The following is a 24,131-nucleotide window of genomic DNA, read 5'->3' on the forward strand; positions in this document are numbered from 1 at the left end:
ACCACCTATGGCGAGTTTAAGACCGTCAGAGACGATTTACACCGTCTTTGGAAGGTCAAGTCATGTGTAGATACTGCCGCCCGATTTAACGAGCGTACAGAGGAACAAATGCTCCAAAATCGACCCCAAACACGACACAAAAAGGAGGAACTATCACGATGAATTACACCCAAGCGCAGATTGACCGGGCAAACGCCGTCAGTCTGGAAGATTTTCTCCGCACACAGGGAGAGACGCTTATCAAAAGCGGACGGGAATACCGCTGGAAAGAACATGACAGCCTGACCGTTCGTGGAAACAAATGGTTTCGCCACAGCCAGAGCAAGGGCGGCTATCCCATTGATTTTGTCATGGAGTTTTACGGCAAGTCCTTTCCCGAAGCAGTCCAGCTCTTAACCGGCGAAAGCGCCGAGGGACAGAGCGAAGCCAGCACAGCACCGCCCACAGCGTTTCACTTGCCCTTGCACAACAGAACAGCCGGCAGAGCAATTCAATATCTTTGCGAAAGCCGAGGTCTCAACAAAACGCTTGTTGAGGCTTTTCTTCTTTCCGGGGATATTTACGAGGACGCAAAGCGGCACAATGTTGTGTTTGTCGGCAGAGACCGAAGCGGTACGCCGAGATACGCCCATGTGCGAGGAACGGCAGACCCATTCAGGCAGGACATTGCCGGGTCTGACAAATCCTATCCGTTCCACTATGAGGGAAACGGCAACCAGCTCTTTGTCTTTGAAGCACCGATTGACCTTTTGTCCTTTATCTGCCTTTATCCGCAGGACTGGCAGACAAGGAGCTACCTTGCCCTGGGCGGCGTTTCAGGCAAAGCCCTTGACCGTTTCCTTTCTGAACGTAAGGACACCCGAAAAGTGTTCCTCTGCCTTGACAGCGACACCGCAGGAAGTGAAGCCTGCACCCGGCTGGCACAGGACATTCCCGGCGAGATCGCCGTCATTCGCCTTGTCCCGGCAAGGAAAGACTGGAACGATGTTCTCCGTCAGCAAGGGGACATTCCCAGCCGCAAATTCATAGCCGAGACAATCACGCTGCGAGAGCTGCCCACCGCCCAGCCTGTCCCAATGCTCCGTATGGCAGATGTGGAGCTTACGAGCGTGGATTGGTTATGGTTTCCGTATATTCCCTTTGGAAAGCTGACCATCATACAGGGCAACCCCGGCGAGGGCAAGACCTACTTTGCCATGCGTCTTGCGGCGGCTTGCACCAACCGAAAGCCTTTGCCCGGTATGGAGACAATTGAGCCTTTCAATATCATCTACCAGACCGCAGAGGACGGTCTGGGCGATACCGTCAAGCCCCGGCTGATGGAAGCGGAAGCAGACCTTGAAAGAGTGCTTGTCATTGACGATAGGGACACACCGCTGACCCTTGCCGATGAGCGCATAGCAAGGGCAATCCGTGAGAACAACGCAAGGCTTGTTATCATTGACCCGGTACAGGCGTTTCTGGGCGCAGATGTGGACATGAACCGGGCAAATGAAGTCCGTCCCATCTTCCGCAGTCTGGGAGACATTGCACAGGCTACTGGGTGCGCTATCGTGCTGATTGGACACCTGAACAAAGCCGCAGGAACGCAAAGCACCTACCGGGGATTGGGGTCTATCGACATTACGGCGGCAGTCCGCAGTCTGCTGTTTATTGGCAAGCTGAAGGACAGTCCGACAACGAGGGTGCTTATCCATGAGAAAAGCTCCCTTGCGCCGCCCGGACAGTCCCTTGCCTTTTCTCTGGGAGATGAGAAAGGTTTTGAGTGGATAGGGGCTTATGACATTACCGCTGACGAGCTTCTTGCCGGGACAGACACCGCCAAGACCGAGAGCAAGACCGCACAGGCGCAAATGCTCATTCTGGAACTGCTTGCGGACGGAAAGCGTATGCCGAGCGCAGAGTTGGAAAAGGCAGTCAATGAGCGTGGGATTTCTTCACGCACCATGAGAACGGCAAAGAGCCGTATCGGGGACAGACTTGTGACCGAGAAAGACGGCACAGCATGGGTCTGCTATCTCCGAAACTGACAACAGGAACACGGCAAGCGTGGCAAAGACGGCAAGGTTTTTATAGATACCTTAATGTTGCCGCCTTGCCTTGTTCCATCATACCGACACCGCCCGATGATGAACAGTCACCGGGCATTTTTCATTTACAGGAGGATTTTGAATGAACAATACCGCAACTAACACCGCCACTTGCCCGACTGTCAGAAAGCAGATCGGCAAGACAACCTATATCGTCCGTGTCCATTTCAGCCAGACCGCAAAAGAGACGATGGAGGACAAAATCAAGCGTCTGCTCCGTGAGGAAGTCCGCAAAATGTGACTTCTTTGTGAATTTGATGAAAAAGTCCTTGACTTTTCGTCTCTGGAAAAACAGCCAAGTCGATCCTGATTTCCTGTGGTGCGCGCCTTGCGGTATTCGACATTGCAGAGCTGCGTGAGGTCACAGCCTATGATGAGCTGGAGCTGGACACTCTGGGAGACCAGAAAACTGCCCTGTTCCTCATTATGAGTGATACAGATGACAGCTTTAACTTCCTGATCTCTATGTGCTACACCCAGCTGTTTAATCTGCTCTGCGAAAAAGCCGACGATGTGTATGGCGGCAGGCTCCCGGTCCATGTGCGCTGTCTCATTGACGAGTGCGCCAATATCGGCCAGATCCCTAAGCTGGAAAAGCTGGTGGCCACCATCCGAAGCCGTGAGATTTCCGCCTGTCTGGTGTTGCAGGCACAGAGTCAGCTGAAGGCGATCTATAAGGATAACGCAGATACCATCATCGGCAACATGGATACTTCCATCTTCCTGGGCGGTAAGGAGCCAACCACCCTCAAGGAGCTGGCTGCCGTGCTGGGAAAGGAAACCATCGACACCTACAACACCGGAGAGAGCCGTGGGCGTGAAACTTCCCACTCTCTCAACTATCAAAAGTTGGGGAAAGATATGCCATACTTGTTCGTGAAGAGTTCAGTTGCCTTGAATTTATCATGAACAGGGACACGATCAACTGGATTCTGAAATAACTGAATACAGGAGGTCGAACATGGAGCATTTACCAAAGAAAATCCATCAAAACGGAATCAGCTACACGCTGGTGGGAGACTACTACATCCCCGATCTGGAGCTACCGGAGGAAAGCCGCCCCATTGGGCGGTGGGGCCGGATGCACAAAGCGTTTCTGCAAGAACACCGGCCCGGCCAGTACAATGCCCTGCTTCTGTCGGGAAAACTCTGGACATATCTTGCTGACCTGAACGAACAGGCCGCTGACCGGCTGGCGTGTATCGTCTCGCAGATGCAGGAGGCGGAGGGTGTCACCGAGGAACTGAAAGCCCGTGACCAGCTTGCGTGGGTCGGGGGCATGAACAGCATTCGCAGCCGAGCAGAGGAAATCATCCTCTCTGAGATGATTTTTGTTTAAGGAGGTGCCTGTCTATGAGATACCGTATCGAATACGCCGATGGGCGTTATTGTAACTTTGCCAACGGCAGGGCTGAGCTGCTGAAATGGCTGAAACTGCTGAAGCAAGAGGAAATCTCCGACATCCGCAAAGTATATAAAAGCGGTGTGTCAGATTCCGTCCTGGAAACATACCGGAATTATATCCGCCCAGCATAAGGAGGGGCGCTTATGGGTACAGATATAGAAAAATTGGTTGATTTGATGATTCAGGAGCGGATGCAGAGCCAGTTTGCTAAGTGGCGGGAGGCAGAAACCGGCACGGAGAAAAAAGAGGACTGCCTTCGCTTGGAAAACGAGTATGAAAAAGCAATCAGCGCATTGTCTGAGGAACAGAAGGACGCTGTAAGACACTACTGTGATTCTATTTTCGATTCTGGTGCAGAAAGCGAGTGCTTCTTTTACCGGCTGGGCCTCAAAGATGGCATCCGTCTCTGGAAGTTTATGAAAAAGCTGATGAAAACGGTCAGCTAACGGATGTATAACCACATATTTTATTCCGCCCACAAACGGGTCGAAAGCCGTCCAACGGTACAGATTGGGCGGCTTTCCTGTTATCTGCGTTTCTTCCGCTTGGGCGCATAGTACGGCTGCGGCTTGGCCTTTCCTCTCATGTTGTTGGGATTTTTGAGCATTTTGGACAGGCTCAGTATCCGCAAAAATGCAGAGAAGTCCTCTGAGGAAATCTTCTCGAAGGGTATCTGCATTCTGTCGCAAAATTCGTGGATTACCACTTCCTCTTGGCTGCCCTGTTCGAGCGCCTGTTCAAACTTTTCCTTGACGTCATCCAGCGTGGGCTGCGGGTCGGCGGTGGTCTTGTCCTTGCGGTGTGCTTCCCGGATGTCCCGGACGATGCTGTCCAGATCATCGTGCATGACATGGCTGTAAAAATCGCTTTCCTGCACCTGCCCCAGTTCCAGCGTCCGCATATAGAGGTCATCCTCTCCGGGCGCATACTTGCTCATGACGGTCTGCCGGGTGGCCTCCAACACCAGATTCATCTGCTCCACCCGCATATTGGCGATCTGGTCGATGCAGATTTCCATATCTATCATCAGCCGCCGGAAATTCGGGTGGGCAGCCAGTTCGCAGAGAAGCCGGTTGTTGATTTTGCCGCTGCTCAAAAGTTCCACCATATCATCACTCAGATGCAGAGATTGAAGTTCTGTGTTTGGGTGATTTTTATTTTCCGTCAGCCCCATCAGATAGTCGGTGGACACGCCGTAAAAGTCCGCCAGCGTTGCAATCGCAAACGGGCTGATGTCCTTGTAGTCATCGGTTTCGTATTTTCCCAGCGCGGATTTAGACAGGCCGGTCTGCTCCGCCAGTTGTTCCAGCGTCAGGTGCTTGTCCACCACCCGCAGGTCTTTGAGCCGCTCCGGGATTGTCAGCTTTGCGTACATCCAAAGCCCCCTCTCTCGTTATCTTTTTCAGTGATTACACCCATTATAGCACGATTCCATAAGCGTGGAAATATGCGGATTTCGAGCGTTTTTCCGACGTTTTGGATATACGGGAAAGGGCCTCTTTTTTCGGTAAACTGGTTCTTGCAGACAGGCACAGAACCTTGAAAATCGAATGACCGGCTGCAAGGGGTATGGCCTCCGGGGAAGTGACGCCAGGACAGAAATCGAGCACACCAAAGAGGCCGATACGCCGGGAGAAATTCCGGGCAGGAGCGGCTTGCAGGCAGACCGGCGGACAGGAAACAAGTTTATCATGCGGGGCGCATGGCTCCGCAGCAAAGAAATGGAGGAAATCATTATGACACTGAGTATGAAAGAAAAGAAGATTCTCTACGCTTACGGCTGTCTCAGCCACCACAATACGGTGACACGGCTGAAATGGCTGACGGCTCTGACGGTTGACCCGGAGGCCAAACGCCGGATGCTGGGGCTGGCCCGGAAGGTGGAGACGGAGATGAACGAAAGCTGGTACGAGGATTTTTATCACCATCTGCGCATGGAGATGGACGAGTACCGCCGTCTCAAGCGCAACCTGCGTGTGCTGAAATCTTACACCGATTATGAGGAGGATCTGTATGAAGAAGCTGTCTAAGTATGAGAAAGAAACCATCATCAACTGGAACGAGGCGGAGAACCTTGCCAGCGTCTACACCTTCAACGCCAGCTTGAAGCGCAGGCTGGCTGATTTCAGCCGGAAGTACCCACTGTTGTGCCGGTTGGAGCGCAGCACGCCGGAGGGCAGCGTGACCTATGTGCTGGACAAGTCCCGGCTGTCGATCCGGCTGGTGCCTCCGTACAGCGAAGAACGGAAAGCCGCCGCAAGGGAGTACGCAAAGGAGCATGGCTTTCAGGTGGTGGTAACGGAAGAAAAAATCGCCTAAAATCGGGGTGTTTACGGGAAAAATGACGGGTCTGCACCCGATGTTTTGACCGGCAATCCCCGCAGGCGTATTCCGTATCCACTCCCCGCCTATGGGCGCAAATGTGTGGATACGGAGCCGGTGAAACTGGCAAACACCGTCCTGCGGTGGAAGCCAGCTTCGCCGGTGCGGAAGTACAGAGGCGGCCAGCCCTTTGTGGCGGGGTGCAGGGGCGGCAGCGCACTGCTGGGGTCAAGGGGCAACGCCCATTGGCAGGTTAAGGGCGGCAGCCATTATCGGGTCAAGGACGAAGTGCTTGGCAGTTGAGGGCAGCCGCCCCATCGGGTCAAGGGTGAAACGCCTTGCCCAGGGAAAGTTGATGCCTGCGTCAACTTGTATTGGGTATTACCTGACGCAAAATTCGCAGGATTTGCGGCTTCGCCGCCCCTTCCCCGGCCCCAGAACATCTTCGCAGGAAGGAGGAAATCTGTTTGAAACTGACACGACACAATGGACGCTCCGGCAAGCATGGCACCTATAATCCCCGCCACAATGACCGCCGGTTCGATGTGGAGAACAGCGAACACATTGACGCAGAACGGGCAAGGCAAAATGTCTACTGGGACTGCTACCGGGGCTTTACCACCCATGAGTTCCGGGAGAACCCGGAGCAGCCGGATTTCAGCTTTGAGGAAATCGAGCGGATGTATTACTACGAGCATTACGGCGGCTATGTGGAAGCTCAGAACGCCCGGAATGAGAAAACCCGGCACACCGAGCGCAACCGCACTGTGGAGGACTTGCTGAAAAACAACAAGACCTGCCCGGAGGAAAGTATCTACCAGATCGGCACGATGGGAGAATCCGTCTCGCCGGATACGCTCTTTTCCATCGTCAATGAGTTTTATCAGGAATTTGAGCGCCGCTTCGGTTCCCATATCCACATCCTGGACTGGGCGCTCCATCTGGACGAGGGGACGCCCCACATCCATGAGCGGCACGTCTTTGACTGTGAGAACCGCTATGGGGAACTGTGCCCCCAGCAGGAAAAGGCGCTGGAAGAACTTGGCATCCCTCTCCCCAACCCGGAGAAGCCCAAAGGCCGGAACAACAACCGCAAGCAGACCTTTGATGCGGTCTGCCGGACGATCCTGTTTGACATCGCCAGACGGCATGGGCTGCATCTGGATCAGGAGCCGTCCTACGGCGGGCGGGACTATCTGGAAAAACAGGATTATATCCTGATGAAGCAGAAGGAGCAGCTTGCGGCGCAGGAGCAGAAGCTGGAAGAACTGACGCTCAAAATCGAGGACGTGGAGACGCTGTTAGATGATGTTTCCGATGCGGCCTATGACAAGGCGGTGGAGGTGGTGACCGATACCGTCCGGCAGGAGACACACAAAGAAGATATTCGTCTGATCGAGGAAACGAAAAAGTGGGTGCTTTCGCCGGAGCGGAAGGCCCCGAAGAAGGAGCGTGACTACGCTGCCGCCCGTCTGGATGGAGTGATTACCAAAATCAAACGGGTCATGCAGAACGCCCTGGCAAAAATCCAGAAAACTCTCATGCAGCCGGAGGTCAAGAAGGCCGGTAAGGAGCAGATTAAGGAGAAGGCCAGAGAATCCATCCGGGAGAAGCTGGCGAAAGGCAGGCTGAACGCTGACCGAGATAACCGGGAACGCTGGGAACGTGAGGGGCGGATTGCTCCGAAAAAGAAACACGATATGGAGTTATGAGGCACCTGATTTTCTGCGGAAACGGGTGCTTTTTTCTCTGCCTGGAGGTGAGAAAATCGAATATATTTGAAGCGGTGAAGGAGTCTGTCACCACAAGGCAGGCTGCGGAATATTACGGGGTGCAGGTTGGCAGGAATGGCATGGCCTACTGTCCCTTCCATGATGACAAACATCCTAGTATGAAGATTGACCATCGGTTCCACTGCTTTGGCTGTCAGGCAGATGGGGATGTGATTGATTTTACCGCCCGTCTGTTTAGTCTGAGCAGTAAGGAGGCGGCGCTGAAGCTGGCGGAGGATTTCTCTGTCCACTATGACGCCAAAGGCCATGACCCGCCCCGCAGGAGGCCGGTCAAGCGAAAAATCAGCGAGGAACTGCGTTACCGGCAGGCGGAGCAGAAATGTTTCCGGGTGCTGTGCAATTACCTGCATCTGCTGGAACGCTGGGAGAAGGAATACGCCCCGCAGACGCCGGATGAAGCGTGGAATCCGCTGTTCGTGGAGGCCCTGCAAAAGAAACCGTACACGGAATATCTGCTGGATATTCTCTTGTCCGGCAGCATGGAGGAACGTGCTTCCGTGGTCGCTGAGTATGGAAAAGAGGTGAGGAAGATTGAGCAGCGAATATCAGAGTTTACCGCTAGCCACCCGGCAGGCCGCCATGAGCGCAGCCGAAGCCTTAGCGCCGGAGCGGAGCGTTGATGAGGTGCGGGAAAGCCTGTCCGTCACCGAGAAGGGCCAGCCCGCCAACACCATCGGCAACTGCCGGACGGTGTTCTGCCATGACCCTCTCCTGCGTGGGGCGATCCGCCTGAACCTTTTGACTGACCGGGTGGACATTGTACAGGATTTAGGCTGGCGCAGGAATACCAGTGCCCTGACGGATACGGACGTGAAATATCTGCTTCTCTATTTTGAGCAGACCTATGGCCTGACCAGTGAGAAAAAGATGACGGCGGCGCTCTCCATCGTGGCGAATGAGAACTGCTACCATCCCATACAGGACGTGCTAAACGGCCTTGTCTGGGACGGGACGCCCCGCATCCGCTCCTGTCTCCATCATTTCTTAGGTGCGGACGAGAGCGACTATGTGGAGGAAATGCTGAAACACTTTTTGCTGGGGGCTATCCGGCGGGTATTCCGCCCCGGCTCCAAATATGAGGAAATGCTCTGTCTGGTGGGCGGTCAGGGGGCTGGCAAGTCCAGCTTCTTCCGCTTGCTGGCGATCCGGGACGAGTGGTTCAGTGACGACCTGAAAAAACTGGACGATGACAGGGTGTATCTGAAGCTGCAAGGACACTGGATTATCGAAATGTCGGAGATGCTGGCTACCAGCAGCGCCAAAAGCATTGAAGAAATCCGCTCCTTTATCAGCCGCCAGAAGGAAACCTACCGGACGCCCTACGAGGCCCAGCCCAAAGACCGGCTGCGGCAGTGTGTGTTCGGCGGTTCGTCCAACACACTGGACTTCCTGCCCCTTGACCGGGCCGGAAATCGGCGCTTTTTGCCGATCATGATTTACCCGGAGAATGCAGAGGTTCACATTTTGGAGGACGAGGACGCCTCCAGAGCCTATCTTTTACAGGTCTGGGCGGAGGCCATGACGATTTACCGCAGCGGCCACTACTCTATGAAGTTCAGCAAGTCCATCCAGCGCCAGCTGGTGGAGGTGCAGAAGGATTTCATGCCGGAGGACACCGAGGCCGGACAGATACAGGGCTTTCTGGAACACTACACCGGCAGCATGGTCTGCTCCAAACAGCTGTTCAAGGAGGCGCTGGGCCACACCTACGATGAGCCGAAGCGGTGGCAGCTGCACAATATCAACGAGATCATGAACACGGTGGTGACGGGCTGGAAACCATTCTCCAATCCCCGGATGTTCACCGGATATGGCAGGCAGAGGGGCTGGGAACGGGACGTTTCCGGCAACGAACTGCCCGGCAACGAAGATGGATTTGTGGAGCTGACCGAGGAAGAATGCTGCCAGCTGGAACTGCCGAAGGAGTGGATCGCATAAAATTAGCGGTCTGTTGCCGGGATGGTTGCCACTTGGTTGCCGGGTTTGTTGCCGGGGATTCTCCGGTCTGGATACGGAAAAAGCCTGTAAATAAGGTATTTTCTAATATCTATCTCTATCTCCGGCAACGAAAACAACGAGATTTTTCAAGAAAATTGATAAAGTAAGATTTGCAGGTCAGACGGTAGTTTACAGGTTTTCAGAGGTTCGTTGCCGGACTTCGTTGCCAGTGCTGCCGTCTGGCCTGCTACTCTATGGAGGTAGCCTATGGAAAAAAGCAAACAGCAGAAAAATAAAGTCCGTTTTGTGGTGGTGCGGGAGTTCTCCGGGGAGAAGTCCATGCGGGAAGCCTTTGAGCAGCTGATCGAGCGCCAGACCTGCGAACACTTCGAGGAATGGCGTCAGCAGCGGGAAATGGCCGAAAACGCTGCGTAAAAACGGTTGATTCAGGGGCAGGGACATGGTACTATAATGGTATCGTGTCCCTGTTCATAGAAGGAGAACGCTATGAGCAGGAAAAAACAAGTCTATGAGAAAATCACCGCTCTCTACTGCCGCATCTCTCTGGATGACGGCGGCGACAACGAGAGTATGAGCATCAGCAACCAGAAAATCATGCTTCGGGACTTTGCTGAAAAGCATGGAATGTTCCAGTATGAATATTATGTGGATGACGGCTATACGGGCCGCAATTTCAACCGCCCTGCCTTCCAGCGCATGATCGCTGACATTGAGGCGGGGAAGATCGGCTGCGTCATCACCAAAGACCTATCCAGGCTTGGTAGGAACTATATTGAAGCTGGCAGCTATATCGAAATCTTTTTCCCCAAACACAATGTACGCTATATCGCCATCACGGACGGCGTGGACAGCCTGACCCGTCAGGAGATGGACATTACGCCCTTTAAGAATATCCTGAACGATATGTACAGCCGGGATATTTCTAAAAAGGTGCTGGCAGGCATCACCACCCGCTCCCGGCAGGGGAAGTTCTGCGGAGGGACGCCGCCCTTCGGCCTGATGCGTGACCCGGAGGACAAGGGGCATCTCATCATTGACCCTGAGACAGCGCCAATCATCCGCAAAATCTATGACTATGCCCTTGACGGGCTGGGCTGCATGAGGATTTCCAAACGTCTGATGGAAGAAAAAATCCCAATCACCCATGTCAAAGCCAACACGGAGTTTGACGCCAACTATTATTTCTGGGGCGGAGCCAGAATCAGTCACATCCTGAGAAATCCATTCTATAAGGCGCACATTTGGTCTTTCGGACGCATCAGAAAGGCATCCGCTCCAACACCTATGACATTATTCCCCGTGACCAGTGGGAAGTGATCGAGGCTGCCATGAGGCCATTGTGACGCCGGAGGAATGGGAACAGGTGCAGGAACTCATTGACCGCAGGCCGACCATTCAGGGGAATTCCTGCCCCTTTTATAATCTGTTCCACGGTCTGGTCTACTGCGCCACCTGCGGGAAGTCCATGCAGGTGCGGTATGAGAAAGTGGGCCGAACCGGGAAGAACCGCTTCACCGGCGAAATGCGGGAGCCGATTGACAAGGCGTACTATATCTGCCAGACCTACAACCGCATGGGCTGCAAGGTCTGTTCCAGCCACAAGATAGAGGCCAGGGATTTATACAATCTGGTGCTGAAAGACATTCAGGAACTGGCGGCGCAGGCTATGAAGGATGCCGATGCGTTCTACCAGCGGCTCAGCCGCCGGATGGAGCACCGGTATCTGGTGGACGCCTCCCAGACAGAAAAGGAACGCCTGCGGCTGGAAGCCCGAAATCAGGAAATTGACGGGATGTTCCTGAGCCTGTACACCGATAAGGCCAAAGGCATCCTGACCGAGCAGCGGTTTGTGAAGCTGACGGCGGCGCTGGAACAGGAGCAGGAATCCAACCAGAAACGCCTGCATGACCTGGCAATGATGCAAGGTCGTGCCGATGCGCAAGAAAGCGAAGTCCGCACTTTTATCAAGGAAATCCGGCGCTATGCCGCCATCGAGGAACTGGACGAGGCGGTGCTGAACCGGCTCATTAGCCGGATTCTGATTGGAGAAATCAAGAAGATTGATGGTCAGAGGACACAGGAGGTTAAGATTATTTACAATTTTGTTGGGGAAATGTCAAGGTAGAATTTAGACGCTAAATACTTTTAATTTATATCAAAAGTGATACAACAATTTTCTTTTAATGCTATCAGGCAATAAAGTTATTCCTTTGGCCAGAGTAAAAGGGATAACTTTATTTTGCTAAAGCATACTAAAAAGGGCGCGTTGCAGAAAATTATCCGCAACACGCCCTCTTCTATAAGTCCTTATGTCAAAATCAAATTATTGGTAATCTTGAATATTGGGATAAGCGGCACCGTTATTATGCGCGTAAGCTGCTTCAAAGTAGTCGAGGCTTTCAAAAGTAATGCCTGATAGTTTCCGACATTCAACACATCAAAAGTTAGATTCAGAACATCACCAGCGGAATATTGGTCAAGAAGATTTCCTGCAAATTTCCATCCTATGTTTTCCTCATAAGTATCCTCGGTAAAATAAAATGTAGTCGCATCCTCAGTCGCATCATAACTAATGTCAATAATTATATCAGAGAAATGAACTTGATCTCCAGCATTAAAGTCTTTGAGATAATCTACAGTTTTTCCATCAGCAGGATTAATAAATTGAGCATTAAGTTGTGTCATATCAACAACCTCTGGAGGAAGAGAATTAAGTCTGTAAGATTCTGCAACAGAGAATTGATAAACTCTGTTATTATCCCCAAAGTAAAATCCATCTTCCGTCATAGGAACACTTGAACGAGCATTGGCATTGTAATAATGGGCATAATACAACTGCCATTTGTATGTCTCAGTTGAAACAAACTGTGCTTTCCATGTACCAGAACTGTCTCCTGCTTTCTTTGTATAAAACATATACTGATTTGTACCAGTAGTTGCTTGACTTACCGTATCACCAGAGGCATCTGACAAGATGAGTGCAATCTGTGTAAAAATATCGACAAAGATAATCCTATGTCCATGCATACGGATAGAACCAACGCTGTTATCTACTTCTGGACGAAAATAAACCTCAGGCCCCATATCACCCGTGTTATATTCTATGCTAGGTGAAACAAGATAGGCCCAACTACTATCCTTTTCACTCTGTCCATCGAGATCGATAAGCTTTTCCACATAATCTGAAAGGATAATCCAGCCAATCTTCCACCAATTCACTTTGCTTGCTTCAGCAGAAGAACTGATATTCTCGTTGTCGGCATAAGCAAAAGTAGTGTTAGAAAAACTTATGCACATAACCAAGGAAAGAGTAAGTGCAACAATCTTACGTGTTAGCTTTTTCATTAAAAGCCCCCCTTCTCTTATAAAACCAAAACAATAATGCAAATGATGGATGCAATAAAAAAGAATACTCCAGCAACCCGCATCAAACCAAGATATAAATCTGTAGGTTCACCGCCTTTTACAGAAAAGAAGTGTCAATTTTCCATAAAAGTTCCGGCTTAAAAATCATAAAAAAAACTTAATAGAAGCAAAAGGATAAGCCATATGTTATCTATGTATAACACTTCCTTTCTGCTAATACTGAAAATTCAAATAAAAAAGCGCATAAGTAGACAAATAATCATGCCTAACTTATGCGCAAATAGAAACAATTTTAATTCTAAGCCTCCAAAGGCTGGCAGCGTCGGTAAAAATGCTCCATTATTAAGTTAGGCAACTTAACCTTAAAACAAATCATCGGTCTTACCTCCCAACAATATAAATTTCGACTTTTCACTTTTATTTTATCACCTAAAGCAGAACTTGTCAATGAATTTGTCTAAAATAAGTCGATTTTCTTTTTTGATTATGTGCATTTTTAACTAATAGAAAGAAAGTTGTATTGAGGGCGATTGGTGTTCCTTATTCCATATGTCGGAACTGTATGAAGTGAAAATAGTTTATCCGTTGAAGAGTCACTCCACAGGTTATGCTTGATTCTTTCAAAGTTATGTTTCTATAATATGCATCCGTACTGTCATATTATAATTCACATTATTGGATAATATAAATTGACAAGTATAAGATAAACAGACAAGGAGTCGCTGCCACCCGTAAAACGGGTGGCTCGGGACGCAGGCTTTAAGCCCACTCTACTTGGCCGCGCCTCAAGGCGCTAGCTTTCTCTTTTAGGCTATACTAAAGTTTTTATTTCCCTGGTACAACCGGGGATTTTTTTGCTTCAAGCCGCCAATTAGAACGGCAGCCACAAAGATTTTTCTTTGCGGCTGCCGTTTTCTTGAATTCATCACTTGACAATGTGGCAAAGAGCTGATGAGCCAGGATGAGCTTGCTGTTATGGATGGCGGCAAGTGTATTCTCCAGCTGCGCGGTGTGCGTCCTTTTCTTTCGGACAAGTACGACATTACCAAGCACCCCAATTTCAAGTACACTGCCGACGCGGATGACAAGAACGCTTTTGATATTGAAGCATTCTTGTCCGCAAGGCTGAAACTCAAGCCCAATGAGGTCTGCGATGTATATGAAGTAGACACAAAGGGCGCTTAATTTCGTTCCGCTTTAGAAGGGAGTGATCTTATCTATTCGCCGCACCTGCCCTCTATGGGCCATTGGCGTACAAAGCGGACAATCGCAAGAAAAAATAATGAAAAAGGAGGACAGCCGGAATCATGCCCCCCGGAAACCGGGCGGCAGATTGTTCCGGCTTTTGTATGCCTATGAAACATGACAAACCTATTTTTTAATCAGATTCCGGCTAACAAACTATATGGCATTTTTTGAACAGGCAATCACCGTTCTTCAGACCCTCGTTATCGCGCTCGGTGCCGGTCTCGGTATCTGGGGCGTTATCAACCTGCTGGAAGGTTACGGCAACGACAACCCCGGCGCCAATGCTCATGTACGGTAAAGAAGCAAGCAACCGAAAACAAGAGATAGACCGCAAGCACCACACTATTCCGAACAAAAGAACCAAAGACAAGCATTATGGAAATGTGCATAACAGGCTATGGAATCATGGATAACTCTATTCACAGGACATGGAAAGCTAAGGTGCAGCTTTCCCACGTTCTGTAAGAAGAATTTACTGGGCTTGTATTCCTGTCTGCTGAAGATATGGGATAATGGGAAAGGCTACTGACCTTTTTACTATTGCATATACAATATTTTTGTATTCTCTCTCCCACCATAATAGTATCATACAAATTTCATGATTACAAGACTGTTTATATAGGCAAACGTGTGCTAAACTAGCCTAGCAATGTATCAGTGAGAATTTTTCTGTTGTTTTTTATCAAGGAGGGTATTTTTTATGGGAAATAATCAATCAGAAAGAGAGTACGAAGAAATAAGATTAAAGCAAACTATATCTTTAGCCGAGGAACAATTAAAACAAGCAAAAGAAGCAGCAGAAAAAAAGAAATCACAAATTATCGAAGCCAAAAAAGAAGTTCGTGAAAACGCAACACATAGTGTTACAAATCTATACACTTCTGACGGATTTGAGGCACTTGTTGAGTTAAGTCAATATATGAACCCTGTTACAGATAAAATTGTAGATTATGAAGAAGAAGAACACAGAATACTTTTACTGGAAAACATGATAAAATCACCATATTTTGCCCGTATTGATTTTAAATTTGATGATGAGGAAGAATGTGAAAAAATATATATCGGACGTTCCTCTCTACGGAAAAACAGTTATCAGGAGATGTATGTTTATGATTGGCGATCACCGATTGCAAGTATTTTTTACCGCTTTATGAAAGGAGAAGCATTTTATGACGCTCCATGCGGGCGGGTAACAGGTGAACTCAAATTAAAACGTCAGTATGAAATAAAGAATGGAGTGTTAAAGTATTTTTTTGATACAGATGTGCAGATTGTTGATGAATTTTTAAGACAACTATTATCACAGAATACCACCGCCAAAATGAAAGCGATAGTTGAAACAATACAACAAGAACAGGACGCTGTTATCAGAGATATGGAAAACGACCTGTTAATGGTGCAGGGCGTGGCAGGAAGCGGTAAAACTTCCATTGCCCTTCATCGGGCAGCTTATCTTATGTATCAAGGATTACAGACAAAGTTGTCCGCAAATAATATTATGATTATTTCCCCTAATACTATATTTGAGCAATATATTTCTAATGTGTTGCCCGAATTGGGAGAAGATAATGTTATCTCCGTTGTATTTGAGGATATTCTAAAAATGCTGTTAAAAGGCAGGAAAATTCAGTCCAAGAACGATTTTTTAGAAAAAATAATTGCTCCCTCACAATACAAAAAAATTTATAAAGACAGTATCGAGTTTAAAGCGTCAAAACTTTTTGGGGAAATATTAGACAAATTTATTTATGATATTCCATGCCAATGGATAGAATTTGATGATGTTTATTATGAAGGAACATGTGTTGTAAACAGGCAGACTCTACAAGATAAGATACTGGGAAGAACAGAAACTCCATTAGGCATAAAGTTAGAGCAATTAGAAGATTATATTTTAGAACTAATATTTGGAACAGGAAAGGGACGGGGACATAAAGCAGAAAAAAATTTAGTAAAGCAGGAAATACAAAAATTTATAAAAATTGATATATTTGAGTTGTATAAAACATTATTTAGCAATGAATCCTATTTTTTCAGTTTATTGCAAAATAATAATTCCTCAGAGAGCATAAAGGAAATCCGGGAATATACGAAAGAAAATCTGGAAGCAGGCTGTATATACTATGATGACGCAATAGCAATGCTTTATTTATATTTAAAAATATACGGAACGAATGAATATAAAAATATCAAGCAGGTTGTCATTGATGAAGCTCAAGACTATTACCCGCTTCAATATGAAATATTCGGCTTATTATTTCCAAATGCTAAATTTACAATCTTAGGGGATATGAAACAAACCCTTGCCAAAAAAGAGGATATATCTTTCTATGAAGAAATTCATAAAATACTGAATAAGAAAAAATCTTCTCTTATCGTGTTGAACAAAAGTTTCCGTTGTACGAATGAGATATTAAATTTTAGCTTAAAATTCATAGAACAAAGTCCACAGATAAAAAGTTTTAATCGGAAAGGGGATAGCCCGGAAGTATTTATTGCGGATAATTCCGAAGTCTTTATTGACAAGATTGTTGAAGAGGTAAAATCATGCCAAGAAAAAGGATTACAGTCAATAGGATTAATTTGTAAAACTGAAAATAATTCCATCTGCTTGTATAACAAAATAAAGCACAAACTAGATATACAAATAATCAGAAATGGAAGTGCAGCAGAGTTACAAGGTGTATTCATTATACCAGTATATATGTCAAAGGGGTTGGAATTTGATGCCGTCTTAATTTGTGATGCAGACAATCAAAACTACTATGATGAAGATGATAAAAATCTCTTATACGTTGCCTGTACCAGAGCACTCCATAGACTTAGCTTATTTTGTGAAAAAGAAGTTAGCCCATTGATATATGCAACTTCTAAACATACAAAACTAGCGCAGACAGAATAGGTCATGAAAACACATGGATAAGTTAATAATAATTCGGACAGATAATCAGAACAACTTATATGAACAAATTATATCGTTAATAACTGCCAATCAAGCTAAAATGGAAACCATGTCTTTTGGTGTTTTTCCTACACTCTTTTTTCCGGGACTGGAAATAAGGCAGCACCAACGCCGGGTATTTAGGGACGGGGAGGAAATAAACCTTACCCGCCTTGAATACAGTACCTTGTATTCCTTGCTTCCAATCCCGGCAATGTCCTCACACAAGAACAGATTTTTGAAGCCGTTTGGAACATGGATAGCGATAGCTGCCATTCAAGTGTTGTCAACGTGATTTACAACCTACGGAAAAAGATAGAGCCGGACAGCAAAAACCCCACCTACATAAAGACCGTTTTAGGCATAGGCTACAAGTTTGCTTCCGGGGAATGACAACCGAATAACCGCCGCCCTTTTTGGCAGTCAGTAAACAGGAAATCAGAAAAAGGTTTCCTGTTTTTTTGCGCCCGTTTTTGTCAAATACTGTTACGAAAACACGAAAAGATTTTCCGGGGGACTTTGCCATATTTTTCTTCCAGTGCGTAGTATAATGACGGGAAAAATATTGCCGCAAAGTTGGCAGAAGCCCCGCCCTCTCCGTCGAGGGTATCAGCAGAAGCCTACACAGCGGAATCCGTCACTTTCTTAGAGCAAGATTCTACCGCAGTACCAAAATTCGCTTTTCGCTCATTTTGCCCCTGCGGGAATCTTGTTGGGGAGTGCCTTCCCCAAACCCTGCTTATGCGGCTTGCGCCGCTTAAAAATCCCTCAAAATATTTTTTCGGATTTTTCAAAAACAGTTCCGCTTCACACCCCGTTTTTCTCCTATTAGTGAGAGGACACCACGCACAGAAAGGAGGTTTTACCATGCGAAAACGATACAACACACCGCACCGCAGCCGGGTAGTCAAGACACGCATGACCGAGGAAGAATACGCCGAGTTTGCGGAAAGGCTTTCTGCTTACAACATGAGCCAAGCCGAGTTTATCCGGCAAGCCATAACCGGGGCAGCCATACGCCCCATCATAACCGTTTCTCCTGTCAATGACGAGCTGCTTGCCGCTGTCGGGAAACTGACCGCCGAATACGGCAGGATCGGCGGCAACTTAAACCAGATAGCCCGGACGCTGAACGAGTGGCACAGCCCCTACCCGCAGCTTGCCGGGGAGGTGCGGGCGGCGGTTTCCGACCTTGCTGCCCTAAAGTTTGAAGTCTTGCAGAAAGTGGGTGACGCTGTTGGCAACATTCAAACATATCAGCTCTAAAAATGCCGACTATGGCGCAGCGGAAGCCTACCTCACATTTGAGCATGACGAGTTTACCATGAAGCCCACCCTTGATGAAAACGGGCGGCTGATACCGAGGGAGGATTACCGCATTTCTTCCCTTAACTGTGGGGGCGAAGATTTCGCTGTTGCCTGTATGCGAGCCAATCTCCGCTATGAGAAAAACCAAAAACGGGAAGATGTGAAAAGCCACCACTATATCATCAGCTTTGACCCACGGGACGGGACAGACAACGGCTTGACCGTAGACCGGGCGCAGGAGCTGGGCGAGCAGTTCTGTAAAGAGCATTTCCCCGGACACCAAGCCTTGTATGCACCCACCCGGACGGGCATAACCACAGCGGCAATATCCATGTGCATATCGTCATCAACTCCCTGCGGATTTATGAAGTCCCGCTTCTGCCCTACATGGACAGACCAGCCGATACACGGGAGGGCTGCAAGCACCGCTGCACCAACGCCGCTATGGAATATTTCAAGAGTGAAGTCATGGAGATGTGCCACCGGGAGGGGCTTTACCAAATCGACCTCCTAAGCGGCAGCAAGGAACGGATAACGGAACGGGAATACTGGGCGGCAAAGAAAGGGCAGCTTGCCCTTGATAAAGAGAACGCCGCCAGAGAAGCCGCCGGACAGCCGACCAAGCCCACCAAGTTTGAAACGGACAAGGCGAAGCTGCGCCGGACGATACGGCAGGCACTTTCCCAAGCTACCAGCTTTGACGAGTTTTCTTCCCTTTTGCTGCGTGAGGGTGTGACTGTCAAGGAGAGTCGGGGGCGGCTTTCCTACCTCACGCCGGACAGGACAAAGCCTATCACAGCCCGGAAGCTGGGGGACGATTTTGACAAGGCTACTGTCCTTGCCCTGCTTACACAGAACGCCCGCAGAGCCGCCGAACAGACCAAAGCCATACCCGAATACCCTGCCGCAGTTAAAAAGCCGTCACAAGGGGAAAAAACCACAAAAACCACCCCGGCAGACAACACCTTGCAGCGCATGGTTGACCGGGAAGCCAAGCGAGCCGAGGGCAAGGGCGTGGGCTATGACCGCTGGGCGGCAAAGTACAATCTAAAGCAAATGGCGGCTACCGTTACCGCCTACCAGCAGTACGGCTTTTCTTCCCCGGAGGAACTGGACGAAGCCTGTTCTGCCGCCTATACCGCCATGCGGGAAAGCCTTACAGAGCTGAAGCAGGTGGAAAAGACGCTGGACGGGAAAAAGGAGCTGCAACGGCAGGTGCTTGCCTATTCCAAGACCCGCCCTGTCCGGGACGGGCTGAAACAGCAGAAAAACGCCAAAGCAAAAGCAGCCTACCGACAGAAGCACGAAAGCGACTTTATCATAGCAGACGCAGCCGCCCGTTATTTTAGGGAGAACGGCATTTCCAAGCTGCCAAGCTATAAAGCCCTGCAAGCAGAGATTGAAACCCTTATCAAAGAGAAAAACAGCGGCTACAACGATTACCGGGCAAAACGGGAGGAATACCGCCGCTTACAGACCGTCAAGGGCAATATCGACCAGATTTTACGCCGGGAGCGCAAGCCTGTGAAAAGGCAGGAACAGGAGCGATAAAAACCACCCCAAAATGTACCTGAACCCATACAGAACAAGGGGGCTGCCCCGTACCCTATCCCCAATACCAAAGGATTTTTTAACGGGCTTACAGGGCAGAAAAACCCCGAAAATGATACCGAGATGATACAGAATTACCGCCGATACCGCCACACCAGCGGAAACGGCAGAAAGGAGCGCACCCATGCCAAGAATGAGCAAGAAACGGCGGCTGGAATGGTCTTTTTTCCTGCGGCAAGTGAAAGTCGGGAATGCCACCTGCGACCGTATCACATACAACGACCTCTGCCGGAGCTGTACCCATAGCTGCAAGCAGAGCTTCCGGGCGGTTATCATACTCTGCCCCCGCTACTACTCCAAACGCCGGAAAAAGGAGGACAGGGACAATGGCAGATAACCGCAAGTATTACTACCTCAAGCTGAAAGAGAACTTTTTTGACAGCGACTCATTGTACTGCTGGAAGATATGAAAGACGGGATTTTATATTCCAATATTCTCTTGAGCTGTACTTAAAATCGCTGAAAAACGGCGGGAAGTTGCAGCTTGACGAGCATATCCCCTACACAGCGCAGATGATAGCGACACTGACCCGCCACCAGATAGGGACAGTTGAGAGGGCTTTAGAGATTTTCCGGCAGTTGGGGCTTGTGGAGCAGCTTGACAGCGGGGCTTTCTATATGACCGACATTGAGCTGATGATAGGACAGTCCTCTACCGAAGCCGAGAGGAAACGGGCTGCAAGGCTGGAAAACAAGGCACTTTTACCGCCCCGGACAAAAGGCGGACATTTGTCCGACATTCGTCCACCAGAGATAGAGATAGAGTTAGAGAAAGAGATAGAGATAGAAAAAGAGAGAGAGGGAGAAACGGGATACCCCGCCCCCGCCGCTTATGGCAGATACAACAATGTGATACTGACCGATACAGAGCTTTCCGGGCTGAAAACAGAGCTGCCCGACAAGTGGGAGTATTATATTGACCGGCTTTCCTGCCATATCGCTTCCACCGGGAAGCAGTACCACAGCCATGCAGCCACCATTTACAAGTGGGCGCAGGAGGACGCTGCCAAAGGCAAGGCTGCCCCGAAACAGGGCATACCCGATTATTCATGCAAGGAGGGCGAGAGCTTATGAAAAACGAGATTGAAGCTATGATTACGGACATTACAGCCACTACCGCCGAAGCAGAGGACTACACAGGCGAGGACGGGCTTTTATACTGCGGCAAGTGCCATACGCCAAAAGAAGCATACTTTTCAAAAGAAACCGCCCAATGGTTAGGGCATGACCGACACCCGGCAGAGTGCGACTGCCACCGGGCAGCCCGTGAAAAGCGGGAAGCCGCTGAAAGCCGACAGAAGCACCTTGAAACAGTGGAGGACTTGAAACGCCGGGGCTTTACCGACCCCGCTATGCGGAACTGGACATTTGAGCATGACAACGGCAGAAACCCACAGACCGAAACCGCCCGCTTTTATGTGGAGAGTTGGGAAACCATGCAGGCTGAAAATATCGGCTACCTGTTTTGGGGCGGCGTGGGGACAGGAAAAAGCTACCTTGCCGCCTGTATCGCCAACGCCCTTATGGAAAAAGAGGTTGCCGTTCGCATGACAAATTTTGCAACGATACTGGGTGACCTTGCCGCCAGCTTTGAGGGCAGGAACGAATATATTTCCCGCCTTTGCAGCTACCCTCTGCTGATACTTGATGATTTTGGTATGGAGCGAGGGACAGAGTACGGGCTGGAACAGGTTTACAGCGTGATTGACAGCCGTTACCGAAGCGGCAAGCCGCTGATCGCCACGACCAACCTCACGCTGGAGGAATTGCAGCACCCGCAGGACACGCCCCACGCCCGTATCTATGACAGGCTGACTTCCATGTGCGCCCCCGTCCGCTTCACGGGCAGCAACTTCCGAAAGGAAACCGCACAGGAAAAGCTGGAACGATTAAAGCAACTGATAAAGCAGCGAAAGGAGAGCCTATGACAGAAACCAAACAGACAAGCACCACCAAAACAGACCGCCGCCCGGACTGTGTAACGGAAATCCGCATGGGCAACTCCGTCCTTACCGTTTCCGGCTTCTTCAAGCAGGGCGCAACCGACACCGCAGCCGACAAGATGATGAAAGTGCTGGAAGCGGAAGCTGCTACACAAAAAACGGCGATTTGACAGACCATAAAGAAGCAGATTTGACGCTTTTGCCGCTATACAGACAGCCGCCCCATGTGGTACAATCAAGGTACGGAATAGTGGGGCTGGCTGTCGGAAACGGAGGATTTTATGTTAAGACAGACCAACCAACAACCAATTACCGCCCTTTACCCAAGACTTTCCCATGAGGACGAGCTGCAAGGCGAGAGCAATTCCATTTCCAATCAGAAGCGTATCCTTGAAACCTATGCGAAGCAGAACGGCTTTTCCAATCTGCGCTGGTACACGGACGACGGTTATTCTGGTGCGAACTTTCAAAGACCCGGTTTTCAAGCCATGCTTGCGGACATTGAAGCCGGAAAAGTCGGGACAGTTATCGTAAAGGATATGTCGAGGTTAGGGCGAAACTACCTGCAAGTGGGAATGTACACGGAAATGATTTTCCCACAGAAAGGCGTCCGCTTCATCGCTATCAATGACGGAGTGGACAGCGCACAGGGCGACAATGACTTTGCCCCGCTGCGGAATATCTTTAACGAATGGCTGGTGAGAGATACGAGCAAGAAAATACGGGCGGTAAAACGCTCAAAAGGCATGAGTGGCAAGCCCATCACAAGCAAGCCTGTGTATGGCTACCTCATGGACGAGGACGAAAATTTCATCATTGACGAGGAAGCTGCACCCGTAGTCAAGCAGATATACAACCTCTGTCTTGCCGGGAATGGTCCGACCAAGATAGCCCGTATGCTCACAGAGCAGCAAATCCCCACGCCGGGAACGCTTGAATACCGCAGGACGGGCAGCACCCGCCGCTACCACCCCGGCTATGAGTGCAAGTGGGCGACCAATACCGTAGTGCATATCCTTGAAAACCGGGAATACACAGGCTGTCTGGTAAATTTCAAGACAGAAAAACTTTCTTACAAAGTCAAGCACAGTGTAGAAAATCCCCCGGAAAAGCAAGTGATTTTCGAGAACCACCACGAGCCTATCATAGACACCCAGACATGGGAACGGGTGCAGGAGCTTCGCAAACAGCGCAAACGCCCAAACCGCTATGATGAAGTGGGTTTGTTCTCCGGCATACTGTTCTGTGCGGACTGCGGCAGCGTGATGTATCAGCAGCGATACCAGACGGACAAGCGCAAGCAGGACTGTTATATCTGCGGCAACTACAAGAAACGCACCCATGACTGTACGGCGCACTTTATCCGCACCGACCTCTTGACCGCTGGTGTACTCTCCAATCTGCGGAAAGTGACCAGCTATGCGGCAAAGCATGAAGCCCGGTTTATGAAACTCTTGATTGAGCAGAACGAGGACGGGGGCAAACGCAGGAACGCCGCCAAGAAAAAGGAACTGGAAGCCGCCGAGAAACGCATAGCCGAGTTATCCGCTATCTTCAAGCGGCTGTATGAGGACAGCGTGACCGGGCGCATATCAGACGAGCGTTTCACAGAACTGTCGGCAGACTATGAAGCAGAACAACGGGAGCTGAAAGAAAGAGCCGCTGCTATCCAAGCGGAGCTTTCCAAAGCACAGGAAGCCACCGTGAACGCAGAAAAGTTTATGAATGTTGTCCGGCGGCATACCAGCTTTGAAGAACTTACCCCTACTCTGCTGCGGGAGTTTGTAGAGAAAATCGTTGTGCATGAGTGCAGCTATGACGAGAACAAGACCCGCAGACAGGACATTGAGATTTATTATTCTTTTGTTGGCAAGGTGGACTTGCCCGAATAACCGCCCGACCTATCCGACACAATGCGCAAGTGCCGGATAGGAACGGCAAAATTTTTTACACTTCTATTACTTCTTTATCGCACATCAGTAAAGAGCCAGGGCATGAAGCAGTTCATGGCTAATTAGTTGGAACAAAAAACGAAAGGAAAAGCACAATCCAGACGGTATCAGCGGCAGGCTACAAGAATAAATTGTGATTTCACAAGATTGGTGCTATAATAAGAGAAAAGTTCCTGCCGGGGCAGCCGCCCCG

The 24,131-nt window shown here is 49.4% G+C and carries 20 protein-coding genes and 8 pseudogenes; 26 read left to right on the plus strand and 2 right to left on the minus strand.

Annotated features, from left to right (window positions below; all coding sequences use genetic code 11):
* From DXA93_RS14000 to DXA93_RS18650, 7 genes and pseudogenes are all read left to right on the plus strand, one after another.
* Positions 1-162: pseudogene (locus DXA93_RS14000) on the plus strand (MobQ family relaxase); the annotation flags it as partial.
* Positions 159-2,030 carry an AAA family ATPase gene (locus tag DXA93_RS14005; protein ID WP_119208611.1) on the plus strand — a complete coding sequence of 624 codons (1,872 nt, stop codon included), beginning with the start codon at positions 159-161 and terminating at the stop codon, positions 2,028-2,030. The pseudogene DXA93_RS14000 and the gene DXA93_RS14005, both read left to right, overlap by 4 nt.
* Before the next feature lie 142 nt (positions 2,031-2,172).
* Positions 2,173-2,331, plus strand: a complete 159-nt coding sequence (locus tag DXA93_RS14010; RefSeq protein ID WP_006428300.1) for a transposon-encoded TnpW family protein — start codon at positions 2,173-2,175, stop codon at positions 2,329-2,331.
* Between the two features lie 41 nt (positions 2,332-2,372).
* A pseudogene (locus DXA93_RS14015) lies at positions 2,373-2,954 on the plus strand (VirD4-like conjugal transfer protein, CD1115 family); the annotation flags it as partial.
* Between the two features lie 97 nt (positions 2,955-3,051).
* Positions 3,052-3,429, plus strand: a complete 378-nt coding sequence (locus tag DXA93_RS14020) for a TnpV protein (RefSeq protein WP_055219871.1) — start codon at positions 3,052-3,054, stop codon at positions 3,427-3,429.
* Between the two features lie 14 nt (positions 3,430-3,443).
* Positions 3,444-3,626, plus strand: a complete 183-nt coding sequence (locus tag DXA93_RS14025) for a hypothetical protein (protein WP_055219873.1) — start codon at positions 3,444-3,446, stop codon at positions 3,624-3,626.
* Between the two features lie 12 nt (positions 3,627-3,638).
* Positions 3,639-3,941, plus strand: a complete 303-nt coding sequence (locus tag DXA93_RS18650) for a hypothetical protein (RefSeq protein ID WP_055219875.1) — start codon at positions 3,639-3,641, stop codon at positions 3,939-3,941.
* Positions 3,942-4,021: 80 nt separating this feature from the next.
* Here the strand turns inward: DXA93_RS18650 and DXA93_RS14035 are convergent, their stop codons facing one another.
* Complete coding sequence (locus tag DXA93_RS14035; protein ID WP_055266762.1) at positions 4,022-4,870, minus strand: helix-turn-helix domain-containing protein; 849 nt, start codon at positions 4,868-4,870, stop codon at positions 4,022-4,024.
* 175 nt (positions 4,871-5,045) lie between these two features.
* Between DXA93_RS14035 and DXA93_RS18655 the strand changes: the two genes are divergently transcribed.
* The 7 genes and pseudogenes from DXA93_RS18655 (at position 5,046) to DXA93_RS20705 (ending at position 11,694) form a co-directional block, all read left to right on the plus strand.
* Positions 5,046-5,525 (plus strand): hypothetical protein, encoded by a 480-nt coding sequence (locus DXA93_RS18655; RefSeq protein ID WP_226906287.1) that lies wholly within the window; start codon positions 5,046-5,048, stop codon positions 5,523-5,525.
* Complete coding sequence (locus DXA93_RS14045) at positions 5,509-5,814, plus strand: hypothetical protein (protein ID WP_055222220.1); 306 nt, start codon at positions 5,509-5,511, stop codon at positions 5,812-5,814. The genes DXA93_RS18655 and DXA93_RS14045 overlap by 17 nt, the downstream gene beginning before the upstream one ends.
* A 470-nt stretch (positions 5,815-6,284) precedes the next feature.
* Positions 6,285-7,529, plus strand: coding sequence for a hypothetical protein (locus DXA93_RS14050; protein WP_055266764.1), 1,245 nt, complete (start codon positions 6,285-6,287; stop codon positions 7,527-7,529).
* Complete coding sequence (locus tag DXA93_RS14055; protein WP_118533435.1) at positions 7,526-8,230, plus strand: CHC2 zinc finger domain-containing protein; 705 nt, start codon at positions 7,526-7,528, stop codon at positions 8,228-8,230. The genes DXA93_RS14050 and DXA93_RS14055 overlap by 4 nt, the downstream gene beginning before the upstream one ends.
* Positions 8,190-9,548, plus strand: coding sequence for a virulence-associated E family protein (locus DXA93_RS14060; protein ID WP_055221981.1), 1,359 nt, complete (start codon positions 8,190-8,192; stop codon positions 9,546-9,548). The genes DXA93_RS14055 and DXA93_RS14060 overlap by 41 nt, the downstream gene beginning before the upstream one ends.
* Positions 9,549-9,815: 267 nt before the next feature.
* Complete coding sequence (locus tag DXA93_RS18030) at positions 9,816-9,983, plus strand: hypothetical protein (protein WP_171027916.1); 168 nt, start codon at positions 9,816-9,818, stop codon at positions 9,981-9,983.
* 72 nt (positions 9,984-10,055) lie between these two features.
* Positions 10,056-11,694, plus strand: a pseudogene (locus DXA93_RS20705) (recombinase family protein).
* A 182-nt stretch (positions 11,695-11,876) separates the two neighbouring features.
* Here the strand turns inward: DXA93_RS20705 and DXA93_RS14075 are convergent.
* Positions 11,877-12,914, minus strand: a complete 1,038-nt coding sequence (locus DXA93_RS14075; protein ID WP_117813726.1) for a hypothetical protein — start codon at positions 12,912-12,914, stop codon at positions 11,877-11,879.
* A 960-nt stretch (positions 12,915-13,874) separates the two neighbouring features.
* On the opposite strand from DXA93_RS14075, the pseudogene DXA93_RS14080 reads away from it, so the two are divergent.
* From DXA93_RS14080 to DXA93_RS20990, 12 genes and pseudogenes are all read left to right on the plus strand, one after another.
* Positions 13,875-14,120: pseudogene (locus DXA93_RS14080) on the plus strand (VirD4-like conjugal transfer protein, CD1115 family); the annotation flags it as partial.
* A gap of 220 nt (positions 14,121-14,340) precedes the next feature.
* Entirely contained in the window at positions 14,341-14,481 is a 141-nt protein-coding gene (locus DXA93_RS14085) for a Maff2 family mobile element protein (RefSeq protein ID WP_007037419.1), read from the plus strand.
* A gap of 402 nt (positions 14,482-14,883) precedes the next feature.
* Positions 14,884-17,085, plus strand: a complete 2,202-nt coding sequence (locus tag DXA93_RS14090; protein WP_117739290.1) for a HelD family protein — start codon at positions 14,884-14,886, stop codon at positions 17,083-17,085.
* 100 nt (positions 17,086-17,185) lie between these two features.
* A pseudogene (locus DXA93_RS20710) lies at positions 17,186-17,517 on the plus strand (winged helix-turn-helix domain-containing protein).
* A 474-nt stretch (positions 17,518-17,991) separates the two neighbouring features.
* Complete coding sequence (locus tag DXA93_RS14100; RefSeq protein ID WP_002569238.1) at positions 17,992-18,390, plus strand: plasmid mobilization protein; 399 nt, start codon at positions 17,992-17,994, stop codon at positions 18,388-18,390.
* Positions 18,362-19,983, plus strand: a pseudogene (locus tag DXA93_RS14105) (relaxase/mobilization nuclease domain-containing protein). The gene DXA93_RS14100 and the pseudogene DXA93_RS14105 overlap by 29 nt, the downstream one beginning before the upstream one ends.
* A 184-nt stretch (positions 19,984-20,167) precedes the next feature.
* Positions 20,168-20,380 carry a hypothetical protein gene (locus DXA93_RS14115; protein ID WP_087212865.1) on the plus strand — a complete coding sequence of 71 codons (213 nt, stop codon included), beginning with the start codon at positions 20,168-20,170 and terminating at the stop codon, positions 20,378-20,380.
* Positions 20,370-21,117: pseudogene (locus tag DXA93_RS14120) on the plus strand (phage replisome organizer N-terminal domain-containing protein). Before DXA93_RS14115 ends, DXA93_RS14120 begins: the two are co-directional and overlap by 11 nt.
* Positions 21,114-21,971: an ATP-binding protein gene (locus DXA93_RS14125; RefSeq protein WP_117962489.1), complete on the plus strand. Its 858-nt coding sequence runs from the start codon at positions 21,114-21,116 to the stop codon at positions 21,969-21,971. The pseudogene DXA93_RS14120 and the gene DXA93_RS14125 overlap by 4 nt, the downstream one beginning before the upstream one ends.
* The gene (locus DXA93_RS14130; RefSeq protein WP_002569233.1) at positions 21,968-22,156 is read left to right on the plus strand and encodes a transposon-encoded TnpW family protein; all 189 of its coding nucleotides are present in this window, start codon (positions 21,968-21,970) and stop codon (positions 22,154-22,156) included. Before DXA93_RS14125 ends, DXA93_RS14130 begins: the two co-directional genes overlap by 4 nt.
* Positions 22,157-22,267: 111 nt before the next feature.
* Positions 22,268-23,878 carry a recombinase family protein gene (locus DXA93_RS14135; protein WP_117962491.1) on the plus strand — a complete coding sequence of 537 codons (1,611 nt, stop codon included), beginning with the start codon at positions 22,268-22,270 and terminating at the stop codon, positions 23,876-23,878.
* A 21-nt stretch (positions 23,879-23,899) separates the two neighbouring features.
* Positions 23,900-23,998 (plus strand): annotated as a pseudogene (locus DXA93_RS20990) (Maff2 family mobile element protein); the annotation flags it as partial.
* Positions 23,999-24,131: the final 133 nt, after the last annotated feature.

Origin of the sequence: Blautia sp. OF09-25XD, assembly GCF_003482095.1 — a bacterium.
GTDB classification, from domain to species: domain Bacteria; phylum Bacillota; class Clostridia; order Lachnospirales; family Lachnospiraceae; genus Fusicatenibacter; species Fusicatenibacter saccharivorans.